We start from the raw sequence: 18769 nt of genomic DNA, 5'->3' as shown, positions 1-18769 counted from the left end.
ATAGGCTGCTTATGATAACGGCGACCGTGCGGGCGAAGCTTGGAAAAGTAGAACTATTTGCCGGACGGCGTCTCGCCAGGGGTTCTGCCAGCGACCAGATGCGTGGTGACGAGAGCGGCCAGGGCATTTTCTTCCGTGCCGAAGCGGGCCAGCAGGGCGGCTTGTTTCTCGGGTGAGAGACGGGTCCAGATGTCGACCATTTTCTCGGCGGTGTCGATCAGTACGCTGGCCTGGGCCGGGCTGAAGGAGGAGGTGTCGTCGGTCATGGTGCAGGGCTCGGATTCAGGCGGTGTGGAAAGCGCATCTTAGCGCTTTCCACACAGTCTGTTGGTGCGGGTGTATCAGTCTTCGCTGTCGGCCTGGCGGCGTTCAGTGGCTTGCGGCGGCTCGGGTTGCTGGGCGTCGGGTTGCCCCCCGGCTTGTAGCGTGGGCGTCTGCTCAGGTTCGTGCAGGCTTGGGAAGGGGAGATTCGGAATCTCGTGCATTTCGCGCTCCTCGCAAAGTCTGTTGATCGATCGGGTAGATCCGCGCTTGTACAAAGCGTGGGCAGGATACCCCAGAAGAAATGACAAAAAGACTTTTAAATCCAGGCGGAGCGACAAAAGGAGTTGTCCGGACAGGTCATGTTCACTCGCGGAAAACGACGCCGTTACCGGTGGTCGCCAAGGCTCAAGAACAGGGTATGCGTGCCGATGGCATGCTATATCCCGCACGTTCAGTTGCGACAGTGGACCCTGGACACGGACGGTCCTTTTTGCCGAGAGATCGACTCCATGTTTTTACAGAAATCCCTGAAAGCCCAGATTCTGGCGTTGCTGAGCGGCAGCTTGCTGGCAATGCTGCTGATCGCCCTGGCGTCCTTCCATTTCCTTTCCGATGGCATCCAGAATTATCGCAACCTGATCGACGGGCCGTTGCGCGCGTCGCAATTGATCGACGAGGCCAACCTGCAATTCAAGGTCCAGGTCCAGGAATGGAAAAACGTGCTGCTGCGTGGCAAGCAGCCGGCGGATCTGGAGAAATACTGGAAGCAATTCGAAGACCGTCAACGCGATGTCCAGGGCATCCTTGGCGACCTGATCAAACACGAGGGTGTTCCGGCGCAGATCAAGACGCGCATCGAACGCCTGCGAGGCGAACATGCCCAACTGGGCGCGGCCTATCAAAAGGGCCGTGATGCCTATGTTGCGGCGGGCGCCGACGCGGCGGCAGGTGATGCCGCGGTCAAGGGCGTGGACCGTGCGACCAGCGAGCAGATGAGCGAGCTGGTGGTCGAGCTGCACAAACTGGGTGATGAGCAGTCGGCGCTGATCAGTGCCGGTGCCGATCGCACGATCCTGCTGGGGACGGTGATCATGCTCGTCTCGGGAGTGCTGATCGGGTTGCTGAGTCTGTGGTTGGTCAACCGCAACCTGGTGCAACCGATCCGTAAGCTGATCGAGTACGTGACTCAACTGAGCCGCGGGCGTTTCGCCGAGCGTGTCACCAGCACGCGCCAGGATGAGCTGGGCGACCTGGCCCTGGCGGCCAACACGCTGCGCGATTTCCTTGCCGAAACCTTCACCCGCCTGCAACGCAGTGCCACCGAGCTGGACAGTGCCAGCGGTGAACTCAATGCCATTGCCAGCCTGATGAGCCAGGGCACCAGCGAGCAATTCGAGCGTACCGATCAGGTGGCGACGGCGATGAACGAGATGTCCGCCACCGCCCAGGAAGTTGCCCGCCATGCCGCCGATGCGGCGCGCGCTGCCGATGATGCCGATCATTCGGCGCAGCAGGGCGAGAAAGTGATGCAAGGCACGATTCACACCATCACGCAGATGCGTGGCGAAATTGCCAACACGGCCACGGTGATCCGTCGCCTGGAAGCCGACAGCGGGCGCATCGGCAAGGTATTGGAAGTGATCCGCGGGATCGCCGAACAGACCAACCTGCTGGCCCTGAACGCTGCCATCGAAGCCGCCCGGGCCGGTGAGGCGGGGCGTGGTTTTGCGGTGGTCGCCGATGAAGTACGCAGCCTGGCTCAACGCACGGCGTCGTCGATCATCGAGATCAATCAGATCATCCAGACCGTCCAGACCGGGGCGGTGGACGCGGCCCAGGCCATCGAAAGCGGGCAGTCGCGCAGTGAGGAAAGTGTCGAGCAGGTGACCCAGGCCGGCGAGATGCTCGAACGCATCACCCAGGCAGTCGAGGCGATTCGCGACATGAACCGCCAGATCGCCACGGCAGCGGAAGAGCAGACCTCGGTGGCCGAGGACATCTCGCGCAACCTGACGGAAATCACCTGCATCGCCAGCACCAACCTGGACAACGTGCAGCGCACCGAAGCGGCGAGCCGGGATCTGCACGGGTTGTCCGGGCAGTTGAATGAAGTGACGGCGCGGTTGAGTGCTTGAGTGCGTTGACCGTTTGGAATGGGGCCTGATTGAAACCTGTGGCGAGGGGATTTATCCCCGCTGGGCTGCGTAGCAGCCCTAAACCCATTCAACCCGGTGTATCAGGAAAAACTGGTTGAGGGACGGCTGCTGTGCAGCCGAACGGGGATAAATCCCCTCGCCACAGGCTTGCACCGACCTGAAGTGGGCAAGGCAACTCGATTCAATAATCACGGCGCTTGCGGAACGCCCAGCGCCCGGCGATCAGCGTGAACGTCGCCACCAGTGCAACAAGAATCCAGAAGCCGTGCGCATCATCGGCCAGCGGCACGCCGCCGACATTCATGCCAAAAAAACCGGCAATAATGTTGATGGGCAAGGCCAGCACCGTGACCACGGTCAAGGTGAACAGCGTGCGGTTGCTCTGTTCATTGAGGTTGGCGGCGATTTCTTCCTGCAGCAATTTGATCCGCTCGCCCAACGCGGTGAGGTCGTTGATGATCAGGGCGAATTCCTCGGTGGATTTGCGCAGCTCCTTGACGTCTTCTTTCTGCAACCACTGTGGCGGGCGATTGAGCAGACGCAGCAACGAACCCGGCTCCAATGCCAGCAGGCGTTGCAGGCGCACCAGTATCCGCCGTTGGCTACCCAGTTCGGCGCGGTTGTTGGACACCCGCGAGGACAGCAACTGGTCTTCTATCTGGTCGACGCTGAGGCTGGTCTTGCGCACGATCTGGGTCAGCACTTCGCCCTGGTCACGCAGCAGATGCACGAGCAATTCCAGCGGCGAACGGAAGCACTCGCCAGCCTTGACCGACGAACGCAGCTTGTCCACCGAGTGCAATGGCTGCAGGCGTGCGCTGATTATCAGCCGACTGTGAACGCAAACCCATAAGGTGGACACGTCCGAAGACACCAGGTTGCTGAGGTTGAATACCACATCGTTGACCACGGCCAGCAAGGCCGAGTCGACGTGCTCGATGCGGGTCGAGCGCGAGCCTTCGTGCAGGGCTTCGAAAAACTCCTCGGGCAAGGCCAGATGGTTTTTCATCCAGCGCTCGCAAGCGGCATGAGCCAGGTTCAGATGCAGCCAGAGGAATTCGTCGGCGTCCTCCGGTTGCTGCAGGCATCGCAGGGCCTGGGCCGAATCGATCTCTCGCCCGCGCTCGCCGGGGCGGAAGCGAAACCCGTAGAGCAGGCCGAACAGATCCGGATCGCGGTGGCTTTGATCGATGCTGTGATTCATGCGGGCTCGCTGGCGGGAGTGCCTGTCGTGGTGACGGCAGGTTCACTTGAGCGGCATCATTGCAGGGTTGTTTGAAGGTTTTGTGACGGTTGGACTGGGTGGGTGGATCAGCAGCGGTTTACCATCGGATGCAATAAAAGCCGCGCAACCTGGAAGTTGCGCGGCTTCTTTGGACGACTGATTAAGTGTCTTGTTTGTTGGTCAGGACTTTGCCGGTTGTTGCATCGAAATCAACGTCGAACTCTTTGCCATCGGCAGTTTTCAGTTCCACTTCATATTCGTAGCCGTTGAAGTGATTGTCCAGGTCGGTATCGGTGATGGTAGCGCCTGGATGCAACTTCAGGGCTTCGGCATTCATCGATTCCAGCGACTTGATCTTGCCGTCCTTGACCAACTGAGGAACCTGGTCGATTCGTACATCAGCCTGGGCCAGGCCGGCGGTGAGGGTCAGGGCGGCAGCGGTGAACAGGGCAGTCAAAGTTTTCATATTGTCTTTCCTTGGTGTCGTTAAAGGTTGATTCGTTTAAGTGGGTTCAGATTATCTCTGGCAACTTAATTCACCCTTAATTCGGAAAACTTGCAGCGAATGCGCCGATCCGCTGCTGTCCATCAGTATCCGTTCTTCTGCAGAAGTTGCGTCACGCTGCCTGTTTCAGGGCGTTTGAAGTACTTGAGCAATTCGCTGGCCCGGTTGGTGAAAATTCCGTCCACACCAGCATCCATGACTTTCTTGAAGTCCACCGGCTCATCCACCGTATAGACATGCACCAGCAAACCCTGATCGTGGGTGTACTGGTTCATCCAGGGTTTCACCAGATCCGCATAACTCTGGCTGCCGCCGTGGGTCAATGCTGCCGAAGGGCCGGTGCCGATGGCGCCCTGGGCCTTGGCGTACTGGACCCATTTTTCGAATTCGGCCTTGTCCTTGGGCTCCTGTTTCGCGTAGTAAACCGCCTTGTCGGTCTCGCCGGACTCGGCAAACGGCACCTTGGACTGGGGCTCGATATTGCCTTCGCCGATCCACAGCAACAGGATTTTCGGCACCTTGGGCATTTCCTTGTGCAGCAGTTCCAGGCTGCTCTTTTCGAAGGTCTGCAACACCACCTTGCCTTTGCCCTGGCCCACACCGAGGGCGCGCTTGGCCAGCTTGGAACCGGACGGGCTCAGCCAGCCACGATCCTGGAGCTTGTCCTTGAGGTCGCGCTCGATGCCCGGGAACAGCTTCGGTTCCTTGGTTTCGATGTAAAGCCCCGGCTTCTGTTGCGGGTTGCCCTCGGCGATATTGATGACCTCATCCAGGGTCAGGATCTTCAGGCCGACAAAGGCAGGACGCGCACGCTCCGGGTAGGCCGCGTTGAACCAGCTGCCGGCGTCCAGCGTCTTGAGTTCGGCCATGGTGAATTGGTTGGCGGTGCTGTCCTTGCGCTCGGGGAACTTGGTGGCGACATCGGTGGTGCGCAGCAGGCTATCGTCGTGCAGGACGAACAGCACGCCATCCTTGCTGCGTTGCAGGTCGAGCTCAAGATAATCAGCGCCCAGGTCACGGGCCAGCTTGTAGGCCGCGGCGGTGGACTCCGGCGCATCGAACGAGGCGCCGCGATGGGCGATGACCGCGGGATGGGGGATGCCCTGCTGGGTTGCCAGGGCCTTGGGACTTGGCACTTCGGCGGCGTGTGCCGGGCCGAAACCGAGCATCAGGCTCAACATCAACGCGCTACGGGTAAAGGTGACGGGCATGCTCGAGTTCCTTTCGTGGGGGCTGTAAAACCTCTCTTTTAACAATTGAACGCTGCGGACGCTATCGCCATACCGACATTGACCTATGCAAGAGGAATTTTCCCACGCATTTTCGAGCCGCTTTGAAGTACCCTTGGTCACCAGTTTCCCCGGTAGAGGGAAACCTCATTGATCGCCTGCCTTGCGTGTAAACCATCGATCAGACGTCTCTCGGGACGCACCATGAGGTTTACCATGCGCACCACTTCGACACTCATCTGCCAGGCCGCGGACCAGCTCAGGGGCTTCGTTGGCCTGAATCGCAAGACCGGCCATTACATCGTGCGTTTCAGCGAAGACTCCTTTGGCATGGACGTGGCCGCCGACGGCATCATCCCCACCTGCGAATTCGTCTGGGCCCCTGCGACTGGCGGCGCCATGGCGCTCAGGCGCGAGCGAATCCAACTGCTGCTTGACCAGAACATCAACGACCGGATCAACCTTACCGAACCGCTGCGGGTGTACATGGCCCGCCAAGACTTGCCGGAAATCGTAGCGGTGCGGCAGATGGTGGGAGGTTGAGCTACAAAACCTGAACTGAACCGAGAACCGTGTGGGAGCGAGCTTGCTCGCGATGGCGTTGGGTCAGTCAACATCGCCGTGACTGACATACCGCTATCGCGAGCAAGCTCGCTCCCACAGGGGATTTGGGTCGAGTCCGATATCTGGGTTCAATGAGGACCAATGTGGGAGCGAGCCTGCTCGCGAAGGCGTTGGATCAGTCAACATCGCGGGGGCTGACATACCGCCTTCGCGAGCAGGCTCGCTCCCACAAGGGTTTGAGTTCTGCCTCAGGTTTAGCGTTGGAAGGCATAGTCCCGTTCGACCTTGCACACCCGCGTATGGCATTGGCTGTACCAGGTGGAGCGACCACGCTCACGGATCGCGCGGTGTTCCGGATGCTGCTTCCAGGCCAGGATGGCTGCTTCATCGCGCCAGTAGGACACGGTGATTCCCAGACCATCATCGCCACGGGCCGTTTCGACGCCCAGGAATCCGGGCTGCTCCCGGGCAAGGGCCAGCATGCGTTCGGCGGCTTCGGCGTAGCCTTGGTCTCCCTTGGTACGCAACGATATGAAGATCACCGCGTAATAATGGCCGTTCATGGCATTTTCCTCGCGCAGGCTTCGACAAACGCTTTGACCAGCGGCGGCACCCGGCCTTCCAACGCGGCACGTTCCGGCTGGAACAGCGTTGCGACAAAAAACGGATGATCGCGCAGCTCCACGGCCCGCAGGTCCCCGGCCGAATCTCGGGCCACGGCGTGCAAGTGCTCATTCAGCAAGTCCTGTTCAAAATGCGGATTGACCCCGAAGCGGCAACGGTAACCCTCGAACGCTGTCGCGCAGCCATAAGCCTTGGCGATCAGCGAATCCACTTCGAGCTGAAGGCTGTCGATGGTTTCGATCAAGGCGCAGCTCAGCGGCGTCAGCAGCGCCCGTTCCGCCTCTGGAGAGGTTTCGCCATGGGCGGCGTTGGTCCAACCCAACACATTGCGGGCATATTCCAGTACGGCATGCTGAAGACCACCGCAGGTGCCGAGGAACGGGCGCCGCTGTTCGCGGGCAAAACGGATGGCCCGCAAGGCACCGCTTTCGTTCCGGTAAGGACTGCCGGGCACGCACCAGATGCCATCGAAGTTATCAAGCAGCGTGTCGTCGACGATGAGATCGGTGGCCAGCCATTGGAAACCGATGTCACAGCCGGTTCGCTCGCCCGCCAGCTCAAGTGCGAGGGGGATCGCTTGGTGAGCGGTGATTTGCGGGTCATGATCGCCGATCAGGGCGATATGGATGGGACGCTGTTTTTCCATGAGAGTCTCGCCGCTTGTTGATTCCTGATCGCCACTATAGATTGGCGTTCACGCAATCAATATTGGCGTTTATCCAAGTGCTCAATGCAGCGACGCAATACCGTCTCGGTTATCCCGACTTATCCTTGATCCTGGCGCTGGTCCGTGGCGGCTCGCTGGCCCGGGCCGGGCGGCTGCTGGAGGTGGATGTGTCGACGGTTTTCCGCTCGGTGCGCCGTTTGGAGGCGGCTCTGGGCCAGCCCTTGTTCGAGAAAAGCCGTTCCGGATATTTGCCCACGAGCCTCGCGCAAGCACTGGCCGAGCAGGCCGAGCGCGCTGAGCAGGCGCTGGAGGCCGCGCGTGTCGGGGTGGAGCAGGGCGGCAACGTGGTCAGCGGCACGGTACGCCTGACCTGTACCGACTCGGTGCTGCAGGCACTGCTGTTGCCCGCTTTAGCGAGGTTCATGCCTGCCTATCCGGCGTTGACGCTGGAGCTGAGCACCACGAATGACTTCGCCAACCTTAGCCGTCGCGATGCGGATATTGCCTTGCGGCTGACGCGCACGCCGCCGGAGCATCTGGTGGGTCGAAACCTGGGCCCCGTGGTTTACCGGGTATGTGCCGGCGCCACGTATTTGTCCTCAGCCAATGCGAATGACCTGGCCGCCATGACCTGGATCGCGCCGGACGATTTCCTGCCGGATCACCCCACCGTGGCCTGGCGCCGTCAGCACTTGCCTGGCGTGGTGCCTGCCTATCGCTGCAACAGCATGCTCTCGGTGACTGAACTGGTGCGGGCCGGTCTGGGCGTTGCGGCGCTGCCGGACTTCCTGATCGATGGCAACCAGGGCCTGACGCCCATTGGCGAGCCTTTGGCCGGGTATGACACGGCGCTCTGGTTGCTGACCCGGCCGGATTGCCGCGCGTTGCGCTCGGTGGTGACGCTGTTTGACGAGCTGGGGCGCGATCTGCGGCTGAACTGAGGTTCAGCGCTGGTAGCAGGCGAGGAACATGTCCAGTGCCGATTCGATCACCTGCGCCTGTTCATGGGGCGCCAGGCTTGGTTGGCCCATGGAGATCTGCGGCCAGAAAGCGAACGTCTTGATCAGCCCGTGCATCTGCTGGGCCGCAAATGCCGGGTCGACGGGTTTCAGCCGGCCATCGGCCTGGGCCATGCGAACCCAGACGGTCAGGCCTTCTTCACGCTCGCCCATGCGCGCAACCATGTCCTGGGCCCGCTCGGGGGAATGAATCGTGGCGGCGATGGCGATGCGCGCCAGGTCGAGGAAATTCTCGTCGGCCAGCATCTGCAGTTTGGCTTGGAGCAGCGTTCGCAGCTGATCGCGCAGTGGTGTTTGCGAATTGTAGGGCGTGAGCTGTTCCGCCGTGATGCTGTTCCACAACCGATTGAGAATCTCGGCGAACAGCTCTTCCTTGCTCGGGAAGTGGTTATACACCGTGCGCTTGGACACCCCCGCGGTCGCCGCGATCTTGTCCATGCTGGTGATCTCGAAGCCGCTGCTGCGGAATTCGGCAATCGCGGCCTGGAGAATAGCTTCGCGTTTTCGCTCGGTAAGGCGTTGCGGTACGGTCATGGGCACTCGTCGGCTGGAAAGGGAGAACTTACACTCGGCAGTTTACTTGCTCCCGGGATTCATGCAATCTAGAAACTACACCGTGCGGTGTAATTTATTTGCCAAACGGCTGAGCGTGTATGCAGCGGCCATCCAGCGTCCCACGACGGCGAAGCGCATCTGCGTTGACGCCCTTGGAGTTATCGCACCATGACCACTCCCTCGTTTCGCACCGACAACCCCTCATCACGGCATGAGCAAGGCAAGTTTCGCAATCATGCCTTCACTCCGCGCGAAGGATTCGGTACGACCCTGCGCGTCATCTGGAACATGATTTTTCACAAGCCGCGAACCACACGGCCCGCAGGCACCATCGAGGTCAAGCCGCTGACCCGGGACGCTCTGCTGGCCGCACCGAACCACAGCGTCTTCCGCCTCGGCCATTCCACGGTGCTGCTCAAGCTGCGAGACAAGTTCTGGCTGACCGATCCGGTGTTCGCCGAGCGTGCCTCACCCGTGCAGTGGGCCGGTCCGAAGCGTTTTCATCAGCCGCCCATCAGCCTGGAAGAATTGCCGCCGATCGAAGCGGTGATCCTGTCCCACGATCATTACGACCACCTCGATTATCAGGCCATCCTCAAGCTGGCGGCCAAGACTCGCCACTTCCTGGCGCCTCTTGGCGTCGGCGACACCCTGATCAAATGGGGCGTCGATGCCAGCAAGGTGCGTCAGCTGGATTGGTGGCAAGGCACCGAGGTGGACGATATCGAGTTCATCGCTACGCCATCCCAGCACTTTTCCGGACGTGGCCTGTTCGACAGCAACAGCACCTTATGGTCGTCCTGGGTCATGATCGACGGCGCCACGCGAATCTTCTTCAGTGGCGACACCGGTTACTTCGACGGTTTCAAACGCATCGGCGAGCAATACGGCCCCTTTGACCTGACGCTGATGGAAACCGGCGCCTATAACGTCGACTGGCCCCACGTCCACATGCAGCCGGAGCAGACCCTGCAAGCACATATCGACCTGAAGGGCCGCTGGCTGCTGCCGATCCACAACGGCACGTTCGACCTGGCGATGCACGCCTGGTATGAACCCTTCGATCGCATTCTGGCCCTGGCCTGGGAGCGCAACGTCAGCATCACCACGCCACAAATGGGCGAGGCCTTCAACCTGGCGCAACCGCAACGGGGTCGCGCCTGGTGGCTGGACGTGGAGCCCTCGGTTTATCAGAACCAGACCGGCGTGGCGTGAGAGCAGGCCGCTACTCGATCATGGCGTAATCCGCCCGCTCCATCGGGTTGGGCGTCGCGCCCTTGATATTCATGCCGCGCCCAGGAGTGAAGCCGGGGAAAAACACCAGGCCTTCGGCCTCGAATCGAAACGCCAGGGCCAGCCGAGTGACATCGAGCAACTCGCCGCCCGCCTCGAAACGTCGTATGGCCTGGACCGAGACCCCGGATTCATGGGACAGCTCTTCGACACTCCACCCCAGCATGGCTCGGGCCTGTGCGCTGTGGGCAGGGGTGAATTGATAGACGGCGATGCGTTCCAGGGTGGTCTTGATTGCGAGAGAGGCCATGGCGTGCTCCAAAGCTGTGGATTCAAAGATACTGTGTTTTTGTACAGTTGTTTTGATCCCGCTTCAATCTCATTTTCTTGATCAATGACCAGCGGTCGTTTCCGGCCAGATGCTCGGTGCGTGACCTAGTACCCGACGAAACTCTTTGAGATTGCTGGTTGCATATGATTTGCTGAGCGATCAGGAATTGGCGGTTCTGAGCGAGGAGTTACGTGAGAGGATTTCTGATGCTTATCGCCAACCCTTCGAGATTGAATGGGCCGAAGACGCCTAGTATTTCCAGCATTTTCCGAGAGCCCAAATGTTGATCTTCAACTGCACCGAAGCGGCGGGCAACTTTTTCAGCCGCTTGAGCAAAGGCAAGAAAATCACCCCGGTGGAAAAACCACCATCGCCTGTTATCGAGGACGATGAGCTGGGTGAACTCGACGAACAATGGCTGGTTCACGCGATCACTGTGCAACGAAAACACGTGTTGTTCGTCATCCACGTACGAACCCGCTACTGCATGATTTTCGCCGATGCTAAAAAGGCTGACATCGAAGGTTTTATCCGGCGGTTTTCCGAACGATGGATAGAAGGCCTGATGCGTCAGGCGGGGCTGCACGATCTTCTTGACTGGGTTGACGACGAACTGATGATGGAGCGTTTCCAGGAGAGCTGTCGCGAATACGTTTTTTACAGGCGCGGTCATCGCGGTGCGCAAAAGCACATCAACGAGATTTCCTGGACGTTCGAGGACTGCGCCGCTGAATGGGGCACGTTACCCTCTAATGAGGTCTCTGCAGGCCGCTTTGATGGCAGCATGAACGACGTCCCCAGAGGCAGTAAGGAATACAAGGGCTATCAGTACCCGGATGAAGAGATGATTGTTCACTGGTTACGACGTTATGGCGGCCTGGATGAATCAGCGGCCCAGGCAGCACATGAGCGGCACATTGAAGTGAAACAGGAGATCTGGGCGTACGGACGCGAACTTGCCCGGGAAACGCAATGAACTGAAGGTCGGGAATTTGCTGCCCGAATCAAGGCCCTGGCTTTTTTAAAGCGACTCAGTCAGTCCGGGCGCCTCCCGAATAATGAAGTGATCCAGGTTCTCGATATTGGCACTGAACACCCCGAACGTCTGCTCGGGGTTCTTCTTGCTCGGCACCTGCTGCAACTCCGGCGTCACGCCATAAAAGAAGCAATACAACGGCGCGTCACTGTCGATGGCGTGTTTGATCTCTTCCAGGAACGCCTTGCGCTTGCGGTAGTTATCGATCAGCTTCTTGCTCAGGTAGACGTTGACCGAGTAAGGCTTCTTCTTCGCCTCGTCCGGCTGTTTGAACCAGACCTTCGCTTCGAAATCGATGCGAAAGCTTTGTGTGTAATCCTTGATCTGCTTGATCTTGCCCCAGTAGATCAGTCCCTTGTTATCCAGTAAAAAGTCGATCTTCTTGAAAAAGGAACTGTAAGGCGCGGTGTGCTCGCCAATCTTCAGCGGCATGCGCTTGAGCAGATCCTTGTTGTCGAAATTCGAGACGAAACATTCCACCGGATGGGCGAAAACGCTGGTCTTGTCGGGCGTCGAGTCTTGGGCGGAATGGGCGTTGTCGCCGTGGGACGATGGGAGGTTCGACGTGGGCCGAGTCGTATCAACATCCTTCGGCTGATCCGGCGGCTTGCGAATGTACTCACGCCGAGTCAGCAACAGCTCCGACGGGAAATGCTCTTCACGGCCGTCATCCGTTTCTGCCTCGCCACTCTCCAGACCCAGCCCCGGCGTCTTCGGACTGACATACGGGCAACCCTCGATATGCCGGGTAGTTGGCTGATTCTTGAAATGTGGCGTGCGGATGTAATTGACGTTCTTGGCATTGAACGTCGTCAGCCGATTCTCCTCATCAAACCCCGCCCGACACACATCGTTGGGGCACTGAAAGCGCTCCTTGGCCGAATCGAATGCCATGGTCTCGTCGAAATTAAGATCCCGAACGTCATAGATCGAAAGCTTGGCATCGAGGCTGAGGCAGTAGGCAGTGTCGAATTTCATCGAGGCTCGGGTCCGTGAGAGGAAGTGTATTAATACCGAAGGACGCGGGGGGCTGCACCCAAAGTTTCAACGCACCACAAAACTCTGTGGGAGCGAGCCTGCTCGCGATGCCCTATCCCGAACCCGGTCATCAAGCCTGCCATCCGCCGATGACCCGAAACCCGTGGCGAGGGAGCTTGCTCCCGCTGGGCTGCGGAGCGGCCCTCGTTCTGCAGTCCAGGGGTAAGCGGAGCCGGCATCATAATACCGATTGTACGTAGAGCCCTGCCGGTAATCGGAATTATATTGCTGGTATATGGAATTTGAACGAGACTAACCGGCATCATAGTTCCGGTTGATGGAAATGTCAGAGCACCTTACGATCCAGACTTACGTTGACGGCCGGTGGCACGATGCTGTGGTCTTCACTGTGTCGAACGCTCAGAAGGTTGAAGAGTCGCGATGCAGCGTAGCTTATGACCAGCATTATTTGCTCCATTTCATCCATAGGCTGGATACGGCGTTTGAACCCGCCATCAGCGTAAACCTTCCGCTGAGCTGGGACGCTATCGATAGCAAAGGCTATCCGCCATTTGTCTACGACATCATACCGGCCGGTGCTGCTCGTAAATCTATGCAAAAACGATTCGGTGGGGATAAGCCTGACGGCATGGACATGAGCTTTTTCCTCCTGAGTCGCTGCACGCCTTCACCCATTGGACATTTACGGGTGAAGGAGTCTTTTGAGCATATCGATCAAACTCGAAAGGAGGCCTTTGCGCGCAAAGAAGTCGTAAGCCGAACCAATGATTTTCTCGAATACGCCTATGAGTCTGGTGCTGCGTTAGGCGGTGCTACGGGGGCTCAGGGGGAAGCTCCGAAGCTGATTATGGTCGAGGATGAGAATGGCGCTCTTTATGCCGACGCGATGCTTTCTGATGAGCTTGCGCGTCGCCATTGGCTGGTGAAATTTGCTCGCAACCAAGCTACTGAGCGCGACAAGAACATCCTTAGGGCCGAGTACCACTACTACAAAGCGATCTCCCAACTCGGTTTGAGCACCATATCTACAAATGAACTGGTACTTGAGGAAGCCGATAAGCCAAGCCTGTGGATGCCACGCTTTGATCGGCGAGTCGCCAACGGGGTGGTAGAGAGGATTCCGATCGAGTCGATTTATTCAGTGTGTGAGAACACTGAGCCTGGTTCGAGAATGAATCATGAGGATGTGCTCAGCCGACTGATCCACCTGTGGCGTACGAATGGGCAGGAAGGTGAGCTTGAGGAACTGTTATTTGAATACCTCCGCCGTGATCTGTTGAATCGTATCCTGGGGAATTCGGACAACCATGGGCGCAACACGGCCATCTTCAGGTATCGGGACAAATTCGAACTGGCGCCGATCTATGATCTTGCACCGATGGTTCTCGATCCGGAAGGCGTCACTCGGGTAACCAAATGGAAGGCCGAGCATATGGGAAGTCCAAACTGGGAAGTGATCTGCAGTGGCTTCCAAGACTTGGTCAGCCCTGACGTGCTCTTTGAGCGTCTGCTCGGAGCCGCCGAGACATTCAGAGCGTTACCGGATCTGCTGGTCGATCTTCCTGATGAAGTGAGGCTCGCTCAGTCTATTCCGCTGAACAATTTGGATAAGCGCCTGGTTGCATGGGGGCTGCGATGAAAGAGAACACCAACGAACGGCGCAGGGAGCTCATTGACAACATCGTCATGCAGCATGTGACGGGGATCGAAACCCTGGGAACCGCTATTCGCCGGCTACGGCTTGAGGTGACTGGCCTGGATCAGGAAACCTTTGCAGCCATGTGCAAGATGTCGACCAAGGCCCTGTACCAGATCGAGAAGGACAAGGGTAATCCAACCATTAGCACCATCGAAGCTATCTTGAGGAAATTCGGGCTGCGCCTGGGATTGACGAAGTCTGCCACGACCCTTTACACGCCGCCGCCCAAGCCGCAAAAAACGACTTCCCCAATGCCCGTTCGCGGTGCCAATCCTAAACGCAAAACCGCAGCACAGCTCGGTACGAAGGCCAAGGATGGCGACAAGGGCGTGACCGAGTAGGTGGAGAAATCTTCACTGGTTTTGAGGGTGGCCAGCTCTGAGTTCAGACGAGTCTTCTTGCTCTAGGATTTCAGCAGACACCTCGGCTATGCAGTCCTCATCGAACTCCCGCATAGTGGCCATGTCCATAGCGCCGATTTTCAGCAGCGCTTCGGCCGAGCTGTGAATCGACTCGAAGGCCTCACTTCTTTTTTTTTTCGTCATTACGTGTCTGCTTGGATTGTTCTAATCCAACATAAGCTGGACTGACGCTGATGCTCTAAAAATCATGGATCATGCTTGCCTGTCGCCTTAACGCCAGTACCCGTGGTGAGGGAGCTTGCTCCCGCTGGGCTGCCTAGCAGCCCCAACCCAACTGAGCGTTTTCTCACTCAACGACCAAACGATCAACCTTCTTATACAGCGACAAAGTAAATGCCTCTCTATCACTAGCAAGATGACAACGCCGATGGCAATTCGGGCATAGCGCAACCGCGTTAGTAATGCTGTCCGACCCGTTCTGAGCCAGATGCTTCACATGATGCACTTCAAGAAACGGTAAACCATCCACCTTGAACGGTGCGTTCTGACCGCAACCTTCGCAAACACCTTTAGCCAACTCAGCAACCCATGCCCGGATTTTGGGATCCCGAACGTAAGACGTCGTGGTCGTACTGACTTGTTGCGGGTTCGGGTTACCTAACGGTGCGATCTTGAGCCCATTCTTTTGCAACTTGGTGGCCCGGCGGATCAACGTCTTAAAATCAGCAGTTGGAGCAGACTCGGCCGTCCCAGGCAGCATCTTATTGGCAAGCACCTTGCGGATTCGCTGAGCCACACCCGCACCAATATTCTTGGCAGGCATATAGCCGCTGATTCGGCGCAACTCCATTTGATCGAGCACCGCAGAGATGTTTTGCATGCGATATTCAATCGACGCAGGGCTACGCTTGCTCAGCGGCCCGTCGCGTAAAAGCTGGTTTTCCACCGACTTCTTGAAGCTCTGGCCGTTTAACTCGCGGTCCAGCATCTTCAAGTACGCATCAACCGAAGCCTCGAGCTCTTCGTCGCTCCAGTTACTTTTTTCCTTTGAGGTATCCATACAGTCGCCGAGGGTTGAAAACCCTCGGACGATACTGAGTGGCCATTACGGTTGTCTACGAAAATTCCTACAGAAAAAGCCGCGCTTTCGTCTTGCTGTTTCTACGGCGTCGATTGTCCGGATACGTGAAATACCTCCACCAGCCGACGCCACCAAGGTTTAGCTGTAACTGACCGCCCCCGAGTCCGATTGAGCAACAAATACGGCATGTCCCGAAGTCGAATCCAGCCGTCGTTTTGCCAATGCAACATGCTCAAGGACATCTCCGGCCAGTCCAGAACACTCAGCATCGGCCGCTCGGTATCGCTTGATGCCTGGGCGTCACGCAGGGCCGGTACGACTTGATGCGTTAGCCATTCACGCAGCAAGCGATTCCCTGGCGCGTAGTGATAAACCAGTAGGGCATACGCGCCGGACTCGCTGAGCATTAGCCGCTTTTCAGGATGGCCGTGGTAACGAATCAGCAGGGCGTGTCGCTGGTCCTCATCCAATTTGCTGACCATGCGGTCGCTCAGATGCACGCCCATTAACCGTCCGAGGTCGCGAGCGCAGAACCAAGGTTGGTTCTCCAAAAGCAGGGCATGAAGATGGAGGCTATGACGGATGAAAACCGCCGGAATGTAAGCATCAGACATGATGTGTCTCCGAGGTATACGGAGAGCAGAGCTGTGTTTTTATGGGCATGACCACCTCTACGTTAGAAGGTTAGCGGCGCAAACCCGACGTAGAGGATCTAAGAAAAATCCCAACTAGCTTTTCTTCCCACAGAATTGCAACGTCCTTAGACAGTATGCGGTTCTATGTTCGGCGATTAGCTACTACGTTGGGCGTTTCTTAGGCACCTGCGACTAAGATAGGTAACGAGGCGATACGGCGTCAATACGGAACGATTCTGAGTTTTGCGTAGGGCAAAGACAGCGTTACAGTCTCAGAGCTAAACGCAGTTTTGCTCCCGTAGAAAACTAAAAACCCCGTTTTCACGGGGCTTTTAATTAAATGCTGATGGTGCAACGGGGTCTAAAAATCAATCCCAGCTCAAAGCCCCACCCGTCTGATACTCAATCACCCGAGTCTCAAAGAAATTCTTCTCTTTCTTCAAGTCCATGATCTCGCTCATCCAAGGGAACGGGTTGGTCGTCCCTGGGTACTCTTCCTTCAGGCCAATCTGCGACAGGCGGCGGTTGGCGATGAACTTGAGGTAGTCCTCCATCATCGCCGCGTTCATGCCCAGTACGCCGCGAGGCATGGTGTCGCGGGCGTATTCGATTTCCAGTTGGGTCCCTTGCAGGATCATCTGGGTTGCTTCTTCCTTCATTTCGGCGTCCCACAAGTGTGGGTTTTCGATCTTGATCTGGTTGATCACGTCGATGCCGAAGTTCAGGTGCATGGATTCGTCGCGCAGGATGTACTGGAACTGCTCGGCGACGCCGGTCATTTTGTTGCGGCGGCCCATGGAGAGGATCTGGGTGAAGCCACAATAGAAGAAGATGCCTTCCAGGACGCAGTAGTAGGCGATCAGGTTGCGCAGCAACTCTTTGTCGGTTTCCGGGGTGCCGGTTTCGAACTTCGGATCGGAGATCGAACGGGTGTATTTCAGGCCCCAGGCGGCTTTTTTCGCGACCGATGGGATCTCGTGGTACATGTTGAAGATTTCACCTTCATCCATGGCCAGCGATTCGATGCAGTACTGGTAGGCGTGGGTGTGGATCGCCTCTTCGAAGGCCTGGCGCAGGATGTACTGGCGGCACTCCGGGTTGGTGATCAGGCGGTACACGGCCAGGACCAGGTTGTTGGCAACCAGGGAGTCGGCGGTGGAGAAGAAGCCCAGGTTGCGCATGACGATGCGGCGTTCGTCGTCGGTCAGGCCTTCCGGGTTTTTCCAGAGGGCGATGTCGGCGGTCATGTTGACTTCTTGCGGCATCCAGTGGTTTGCGCAGCCGTCCAGGTACTTCTGCCAGGCCCAGTCGTATTTGAAAGGCACGAGCTGGTTGAGGTCGGCGCGGCAGTTGATCATGCGCTTTTCATCGACGGCGACACGGGCGGAGGCGCCTTCGAGTTCGGCGAGGCCTTCGGCGACGTCGAGTTTGTCGAGGGCGGCCTTGGCGCGAATGATCGCGGCCGAGTCGCTGGCCGTCACGGCGCGGGCTTCGAGCGCGGCGGCACCGCCGGCGCTGTCGAGGCGGTCCATGTTGGCTTCAGAAGCGTGGCCGGCGTTGGCGCCTTTTACCGCGACTTCGCCGTCGTCTTCTTTGTCGAATTCGTCCCAGCTCAGCATGACGTGTCGTCTCCTGCGTGAGGGCCAGATGCCCATTGAAAGGCCTACTGGCCGCGGTGGATCTTGGAAAGTCGTTTGTTGCAGCAGCTGACGCAGGCAATAAACAGAAAAATGTACGGGTTGTACTGAAGCGGCTTGCACGCATCGGCATGATCGGCCGTTACGCAGGCTTCAGGTTGGCTTTGATCCCTGTAAGGGGATATTGCAGGCCCGTTTAAGGCGGCATTATAAGGACTTTTTTGCCTACGTGGTGCGGCGAAATAGCTCACAGAAGAGGTCGCGGGGGGCATACCCGCATGGGAGCGAGGGTTTACAAGGCTTTGACCGTTGAAGATTTTTTTTGCCTGGATCGGATGGCGGGCTTTTTTGATCAGAAAGTGATCGATTTTTGCCGTTTTGCACTACATGTTGTGTTTGCTGGCGGTTTTTGGTGGCTCCAGACACAACCAGGCCCGATCGAAATCGGGCCATGGAAACTGCCAGTTGTGATCAGCCGTTGGAGCAGCCGGTGCCCATGACGCTGTAGCGCATGATGTGGCGCTCGCCTTTGGAATCTTCATATTCCATTTTCGCCGGGACCACTTCGCAGACGTTCGGGATGGTGCTCATGGAAATGACTTTGGCGATGTCCAGGTGGGTGGAGTAGGTGTATTCCTCGATCGCCGGTTTCTGCGGTGCGACATCGGTCGGGGCCTCATCCGCCATGGCGGTGGCGCAAAGGCTGCCAAGGACCAGAACCCATAAAGCTTTCATCTGTATTTCACCTTTCTTGAGGTCGAGTGGGGTCACGCAGCCTTTTTGGGGCTGCGCGTGGAGCAAGTGTTGGAAGTTGGATCAACGGCCTTCGTGGGGGCTGTGTTGCGTCAATCGGGTTTGCCGGTTGGCGGGGTTGATTTTAGGAGGCGAGGGGAGGGGTAAACAGACTTGGTTTTGATAAACACTGTTGGTTGATCTGGTAATAATCGG

The 18769-nt window shown here is 57.8% G+C and carries 22 protein-coding genes; 7 read left to right on the top strand and 15 right to left on the bottom strand.

Annotated elements, in window-relative coordinates:
- Positions 1–53: 53 nt before the first annotated feature.
- Positions 54–266: a hypothetical protein gene (locus J3P86_RS20020; RefSeq protein WP_434628911.1), complete on the bottom strand. Its 213-nt coding sequence runs from the start codon at positions 264–266 to the stop codon at positions 54–56.
- Between the two features lie 75 nt (positions 267–341).
- Positions 342–485: a hypothetical protein gene (locus J3P86_RS20015; RefSeq protein WP_305499286.1), complete on the bottom strand. Its 144-nt coding sequence runs from the start codon at positions 483–485 to the stop codon at positions 342–344.
- A gap of 288 nt (positions 486–773) precedes the next feature.
- Between J3P86_RS20015 and J3P86_RS20010 the strand changes: the two genes are divergently transcribed.
- Positions 774–2399 (top strand): methyl-accepting chemotaxis protein, encoded by a 1626-nt coding sequence (locus J3P86_RS20010; protein ID WP_434628913.1) that lies wholly within the window; start codon positions 774–776, stop codon positions 2397–2399.
- Between the two features lie 202 nt (positions 2400–2601).
- On the opposite strand, the gene J3P86_RS20005 is transcribed toward J3P86_RS20010, so the two are convergent.
- The 3 genes from J3P86_RS20005 to J3P86_RS19995 all read right to left on the bottom strand — a co-directional run bounded on the left by J3P86_RS20005 (position 2602) and on the right by J3P86_RS19995 (position 5361).
- Positions 2602–3624 carry a transporter gene (locus J3P86_RS20005; RefSeq protein ID WP_305499288.1) on the bottom strand — a complete coding sequence of 341 codons (1023 nt, stop codon included), beginning with the start codon at positions 3622–3624 and terminating at the stop codon, positions 2602–2604.
- Between the two features lie 181 nt (positions 3625–3805).
- Positions 3806–4111, bottom strand: coding sequence for a PepSY domain-containing protein (locus J3P86_RS20000; RefSeq protein ID WP_434698705.1), 306 nt, complete (start codon positions 4109–4111; stop codon positions 3806–3808).
- A gap of 122 nt (positions 4112–4233) precedes the next feature.
- Complete coding sequence (locus J3P86_RS19995; protein ID WP_434628917.1) at positions 4234–5361, bottom strand: glycerophosphodiester phosphodiesterase; 1128 nt, start codon at positions 5359–5361, stop codon at positions 4234–4236.
- A 234-nt stretch (positions 5362–5595) separates the two neighbouring features.
- Between J3P86_RS19995 and J3P86_RS19990 the strand changes: the two genes are divergently transcribed.
- Positions 5596–5922: a DUF2025 family protein gene (locus J3P86_RS19990; protein ID WP_434698704.1), complete on the top strand. Its 327-nt coding sequence runs from the start codon at positions 5596–5598 to the stop codon at positions 5920–5922.
- 275 nt (positions 5923–6197) lie between these two features.
- Here the strand turns inward: J3P86_RS19990 and J3P86_RS19985 are convergent, their stop codons facing one another.
- Positions 6198–6506 carry an antibiotic biosynthesis monooxygenase family protein gene (locus tag J3P86_RS19985; protein ID WP_434698703.1) on the bottom strand — a complete coding sequence of 103 codons (309 nt, stop codon included), beginning with the start codon at positions 6504–6506 and terminating at the stop codon, positions 6198–6200.
- Positions 6503–7213 carry a CTP synthase C-terminal region-related (seleno)protein gene (locus J3P86_RS19980; protein WP_434698702.1) on the bottom strand — a complete coding sequence of 237 codons (711 nt, stop codon included), beginning with the start codon at positions 7211–7213 and terminating at the stop codon, positions 6503–6505. Before J3P86_RS19980 ends, J3P86_RS19985 begins: the two co-directional genes overlap by 4 nt.
- A gap of 14 nt (positions 7214–7227) precedes the next feature.
- Here J3P86_RS19980 and J3P86_RS19975 point away from each other — a divergent pair, with 14 nt between their 5' ends.
- Entirely contained in the window at positions 7228–8175 is a 948-nt protein-coding gene (locus tag J3P86_RS19975; RefSeq protein WP_434698700.1) for a LysR family transcriptional regulator, read from the top strand.
- Positions 8176–8178: 3 nt separating this feature from the next.
- Here J3P86_RS19975 and J3P86_RS19970 read toward each other — a convergent pair whose 3' ends face one another.
- Entirely contained in the window at positions 8179–8787 is a 609-nt protein-coding gene (locus J3P86_RS19970) for a TetR/AcrR family transcriptional regulator (RefSeq protein ID WP_434572330.1), read from the bottom strand.
- A gap of 189 nt (positions 8788–8976) precedes the next feature.
- Here J3P86_RS19970 and J3P86_RS19965 point away from each other — a divergent pair, with 189 nt between their 5' ends.
- Complete coding sequence (locus J3P86_RS19965; RefSeq protein ID WP_434698698.1) at positions 8977–10023, top strand: MBL fold metallo-hydrolase; 1047 nt, start codon at positions 8977–8979, stop codon at positions 10021–10023.
- A 10-nt stretch (positions 10024–10033) separates the two neighbouring features.
- Here the strand turns inward: J3P86_RS19965 and J3P86_RS19960 are convergent, their stop codons facing one another.
- Positions 10034–10351 carry a helix-turn-helix domain-containing protein gene (locus tag J3P86_RS19960; protein WP_434698697.1) on the bottom strand — a complete coding sequence of 106 codons (318 nt, stop codon included), beginning with the start codon at positions 10349–10351 and terminating at the stop codon, positions 10034–10036.
- 301 nt (positions 10352–10652) lie between these two features.
- Between J3P86_RS19960 and J3P86_RS19955 the strand changes: the two genes are divergently transcribed.
- A complete protein-coding gene (locus tag J3P86_RS19955; protein WP_434698696.1) occupies positions 10653–11348 on the top strand; it encodes a DUF6933 domain-containing protein in 696 nt (231 codons plus the stop codon).
- A 45-nt stretch (positions 11349–11393) separates the two neighbouring features.
- On the opposite strand, the gene J3P86_RS19950 is transcribed toward J3P86_RS19955, so the two are convergent.
- Positions 11394–12386 carry a hypothetical protein gene (locus tag J3P86_RS19950; RefSeq protein WP_434698695.1) on the bottom strand — a complete coding sequence of 331 codons (993 nt, stop codon included), beginning with the start codon at positions 12384–12386 and terminating at the stop codon, positions 11394–11396.
- A 343-nt stretch (positions 12387–12729) separates the two neighbouring features.
- Here J3P86_RS19950 and J3P86_RS19945 point away from each other — a divergent pair, with 343 nt between their 5' ends.
- Positions 12730–14046, top strand: coding sequence for a HipA domain-containing protein (locus tag J3P86_RS19945; protein ID WP_434698694.1), 1317 nt, complete (start codon positions 12730–12732; stop codon positions 14044–14046).
- Positions 14043–14447 (top strand): helix-turn-helix domain-containing protein, encoded by a 405-nt coding sequence (locus J3P86_RS19940; RefSeq protein ID WP_434628937.1) that lies wholly within the window; start codon positions 14043–14045, stop codon positions 14445–14447. Before J3P86_RS19945 ends, J3P86_RS19940 begins: the two co-directional genes overlap by 4 nt.
- A gap of 12 nt (positions 14448–14459) precedes the next feature.
- Here the strand turns inward: J3P86_RS19940 and J3P86_RS19935 are convergent, their stop codons facing one another.
- The 5 genes from J3P86_RS19935 to J3P86_RS19915 form a co-directional block, all read right to left on the bottom strand.
- The gene (locus J3P86_RS19935) at positions 14460–14651 is read right to left on the bottom strand and encodes a DNA-binding protein (RefSeq protein ID WP_434698693.1); all 192 of its coding nucleotides are present in this window, start codon (positions 14649–14651) and stop codon (positions 14460–14462) included.
- 163 nt (positions 14652–14814) lie between these two features.
- On the bottom strand, positions 14815–15528 hold the full coding sequence (locus J3P86_RS19930; RefSeq protein ID WP_434698692.1) for an HNH endonuclease: 714 nt from the start codon (positions 15526–15528) through the stop codon (positions 14815–14817).
- A 101-nt stretch (positions 15529–15629) separates the two neighbouring features.
- Positions 15630–16163 (bottom strand): BRO-N domain-containing protein, encoded by a 534-nt coding sequence (locus J3P86_RS19925; protein ID WP_434698691.1) that lies wholly within the window; start codon positions 16161–16163, stop codon positions 15630–15632.
- A 389-nt stretch (positions 16164–16552) separates the two neighbouring features.
- Entirely contained in the window at positions 16553–17803 is a 1251-nt protein-coding gene (locus J3P86_RS19920; RefSeq protein WP_305499322.1) for a ribonucleotide-diphosphate reductase subunit beta, read from the bottom strand.
- Positions 17804–18292: 489 nt separating this feature from the next.
- A complete protein-coding gene (locus J3P86_RS19915) occupies positions 18293–18556 on the bottom strand; it encodes a DUF2790 domain-containing protein (RefSeq protein ID WP_434698690.1) in 264 nt (87 codons plus the stop codon).
- Positions 18557–18769: the final 213 nt, after the last annotated feature.

The sequence above is a fragment of the Pseudomonas sp. D1-1 genome (assembly GCF_051132225.1).
GTDB lineage: Bacteria > Pseudomonadota > Gammaproteobacteria > Pseudomonadales > Pseudomonadaceae > Aquipseudomonas.
This window is presented reverse-complemented; position numbering and strand designations above follow the sequence as displayed.

Excerpts from the sequence above, each read along its gene's own strand:
- J3P86_RS20005 (WP_305499288.1), bottom strand. The coding sequence starts at position 3,624 with ATGAATCACAGCATCGATCAAAGCCACCGCGATCCGGATCTGTTCGGC.
- J3P86_RS19950 (WP_434698695.1), bottom strand. The coding sequence starts at position 12,386 with ATGAAATTCGACACTGCCTACTGCCTCAGCCTCGATGCCAAGCTTTCG.
- J3P86_RS19955 (WP_434698696.1), top strand. The coding sequence starts at position 10,653 with ATGTTGATCTTCAACTGCACCGAAGCGGCGGGCAACTTTTTCAGCCGC.
- J3P86_RS19970 (WP_434572330.1), bottom strand. The coding sequence starts at position 8,787 with ATGACCGTACCGCAACGCCTTACCGAGCGAAAACGCGAAGCTATTCTC.
- J3P86_RS19960 (WP_434698697.1), bottom strand. The coding sequence starts at position 10,351 with ATGGCCTCTCTCGCAATCAAGACCACCCTGGAACGCATCGCCGTCTAT.
- J3P86_RS19985 (WP_434698703.1), bottom strand. The coding sequence starts at position 6,506 with ATGAACGGCCATTATTACGCGGTGATCTTCATATCGTTGCGTACCAAG.
- J3P86_RS19995 (WP_434628917.1), bottom strand. The coding sequence starts at position 5,361 with ATGCCCGTCACCTTTACCCGTAGCGCGTTGATGTTGAGCCTGATGCTC.
- J3P86_RS20000 (WP_434698705.1), bottom strand. The coding sequence starts at position 4,111 with ATGAAAACTTTGACTGCCCTGTTCACCGCTGCCGCCCTGACCCTCACC.
- J3P86_RS19965 (WP_434698698.1), top strand. The coding sequence starts at position 8,977 with ATGACCACTCCCTCGTTTCGCACCGACAACCCCTCATCACGGCATGAG.
- J3P86_RS20010 (WP_434628913.1), top strand. The coding sequence starts at position 774 with ATGTTTTTACAGAAATCCCTGAAAGCCCAGATTCTGGCGTTGCTGAGC.
- J3P86_RS19915 (WP_434698690.1), bottom strand. The coding sequence starts at position 18,556 with ATGAAAGCTTTATGGGTTCTGGTCCTTGGCAGCCTTTGCGCCACCGCC.
- J3P86_RS19920 (WP_305499322.1), bottom strand. The coding sequence starts at position 17,803 with ATGCTGAGCTGGGACGAATTCGACAAAGAAGACGACGGCGAAGTCGCG.
- J3P86_RS20020 (WP_434628911.1), bottom strand. The coding sequence starts at position 266 with ATGACCGACGACACCTCCTCCTTCAGCCCGGCCCAGGCCAGCGTACTG.
- J3P86_RS19930 (WP_434698692.1), bottom strand. The coding sequence starts at position 15,528 with ATGGATACCTCAAAGGAAAAAAGTAACTGGAGCGACGAAGAGCTCGAG.
- J3P86_RS19935 (WP_434698693.1), bottom strand. The coding sequence starts at position 14,651 with ATGACGAAAAAAAAAAGAAGTGAGGCCTTCGAGTCGATTCACAGCTCG.
- J3P86_RS20015 (WP_305499286.1), bottom strand. The coding sequence starts at position 485 with ATGCACGAGATTCCGAATCTCCCCTTCCCAAGCCTGCACGAACCTGAG.
- J3P86_RS19945 (WP_434698694.1), top strand. The coding sequence starts at position 12,730 with ATGTCAGAGCACCTTACGATCCAGACTTACGTTGACGGCCGGTGGCAC.
- J3P86_RS19980 (WP_434698702.1), bottom strand. The coding sequence starts at position 7,213 with ATGGAAAAACAGCGTCCCATCCATATCGCCCTGATCGGCGATCATGAC.
- J3P86_RS19940 (WP_434628937.1), top strand. The coding sequence starts at position 14,043 with ATGAAAGAGAACACCAACGAACGGCGCAGGGAGCTCATTGACAACATC.
- J3P86_RS19990 (WP_434698704.1), top strand. The coding sequence starts at position 5,596 with ATGCGCACCACTTCGACACTCATCTGCCAGGCCGCGGACCAGCTCAGG.
- J3P86_RS19925 (WP_434698691.1), bottom strand. The coding sequence starts at position 16,163 with ATGTCTGATGCTTACATTCCGGCGGTTTTCATCCGTCATAGCCTCCAT.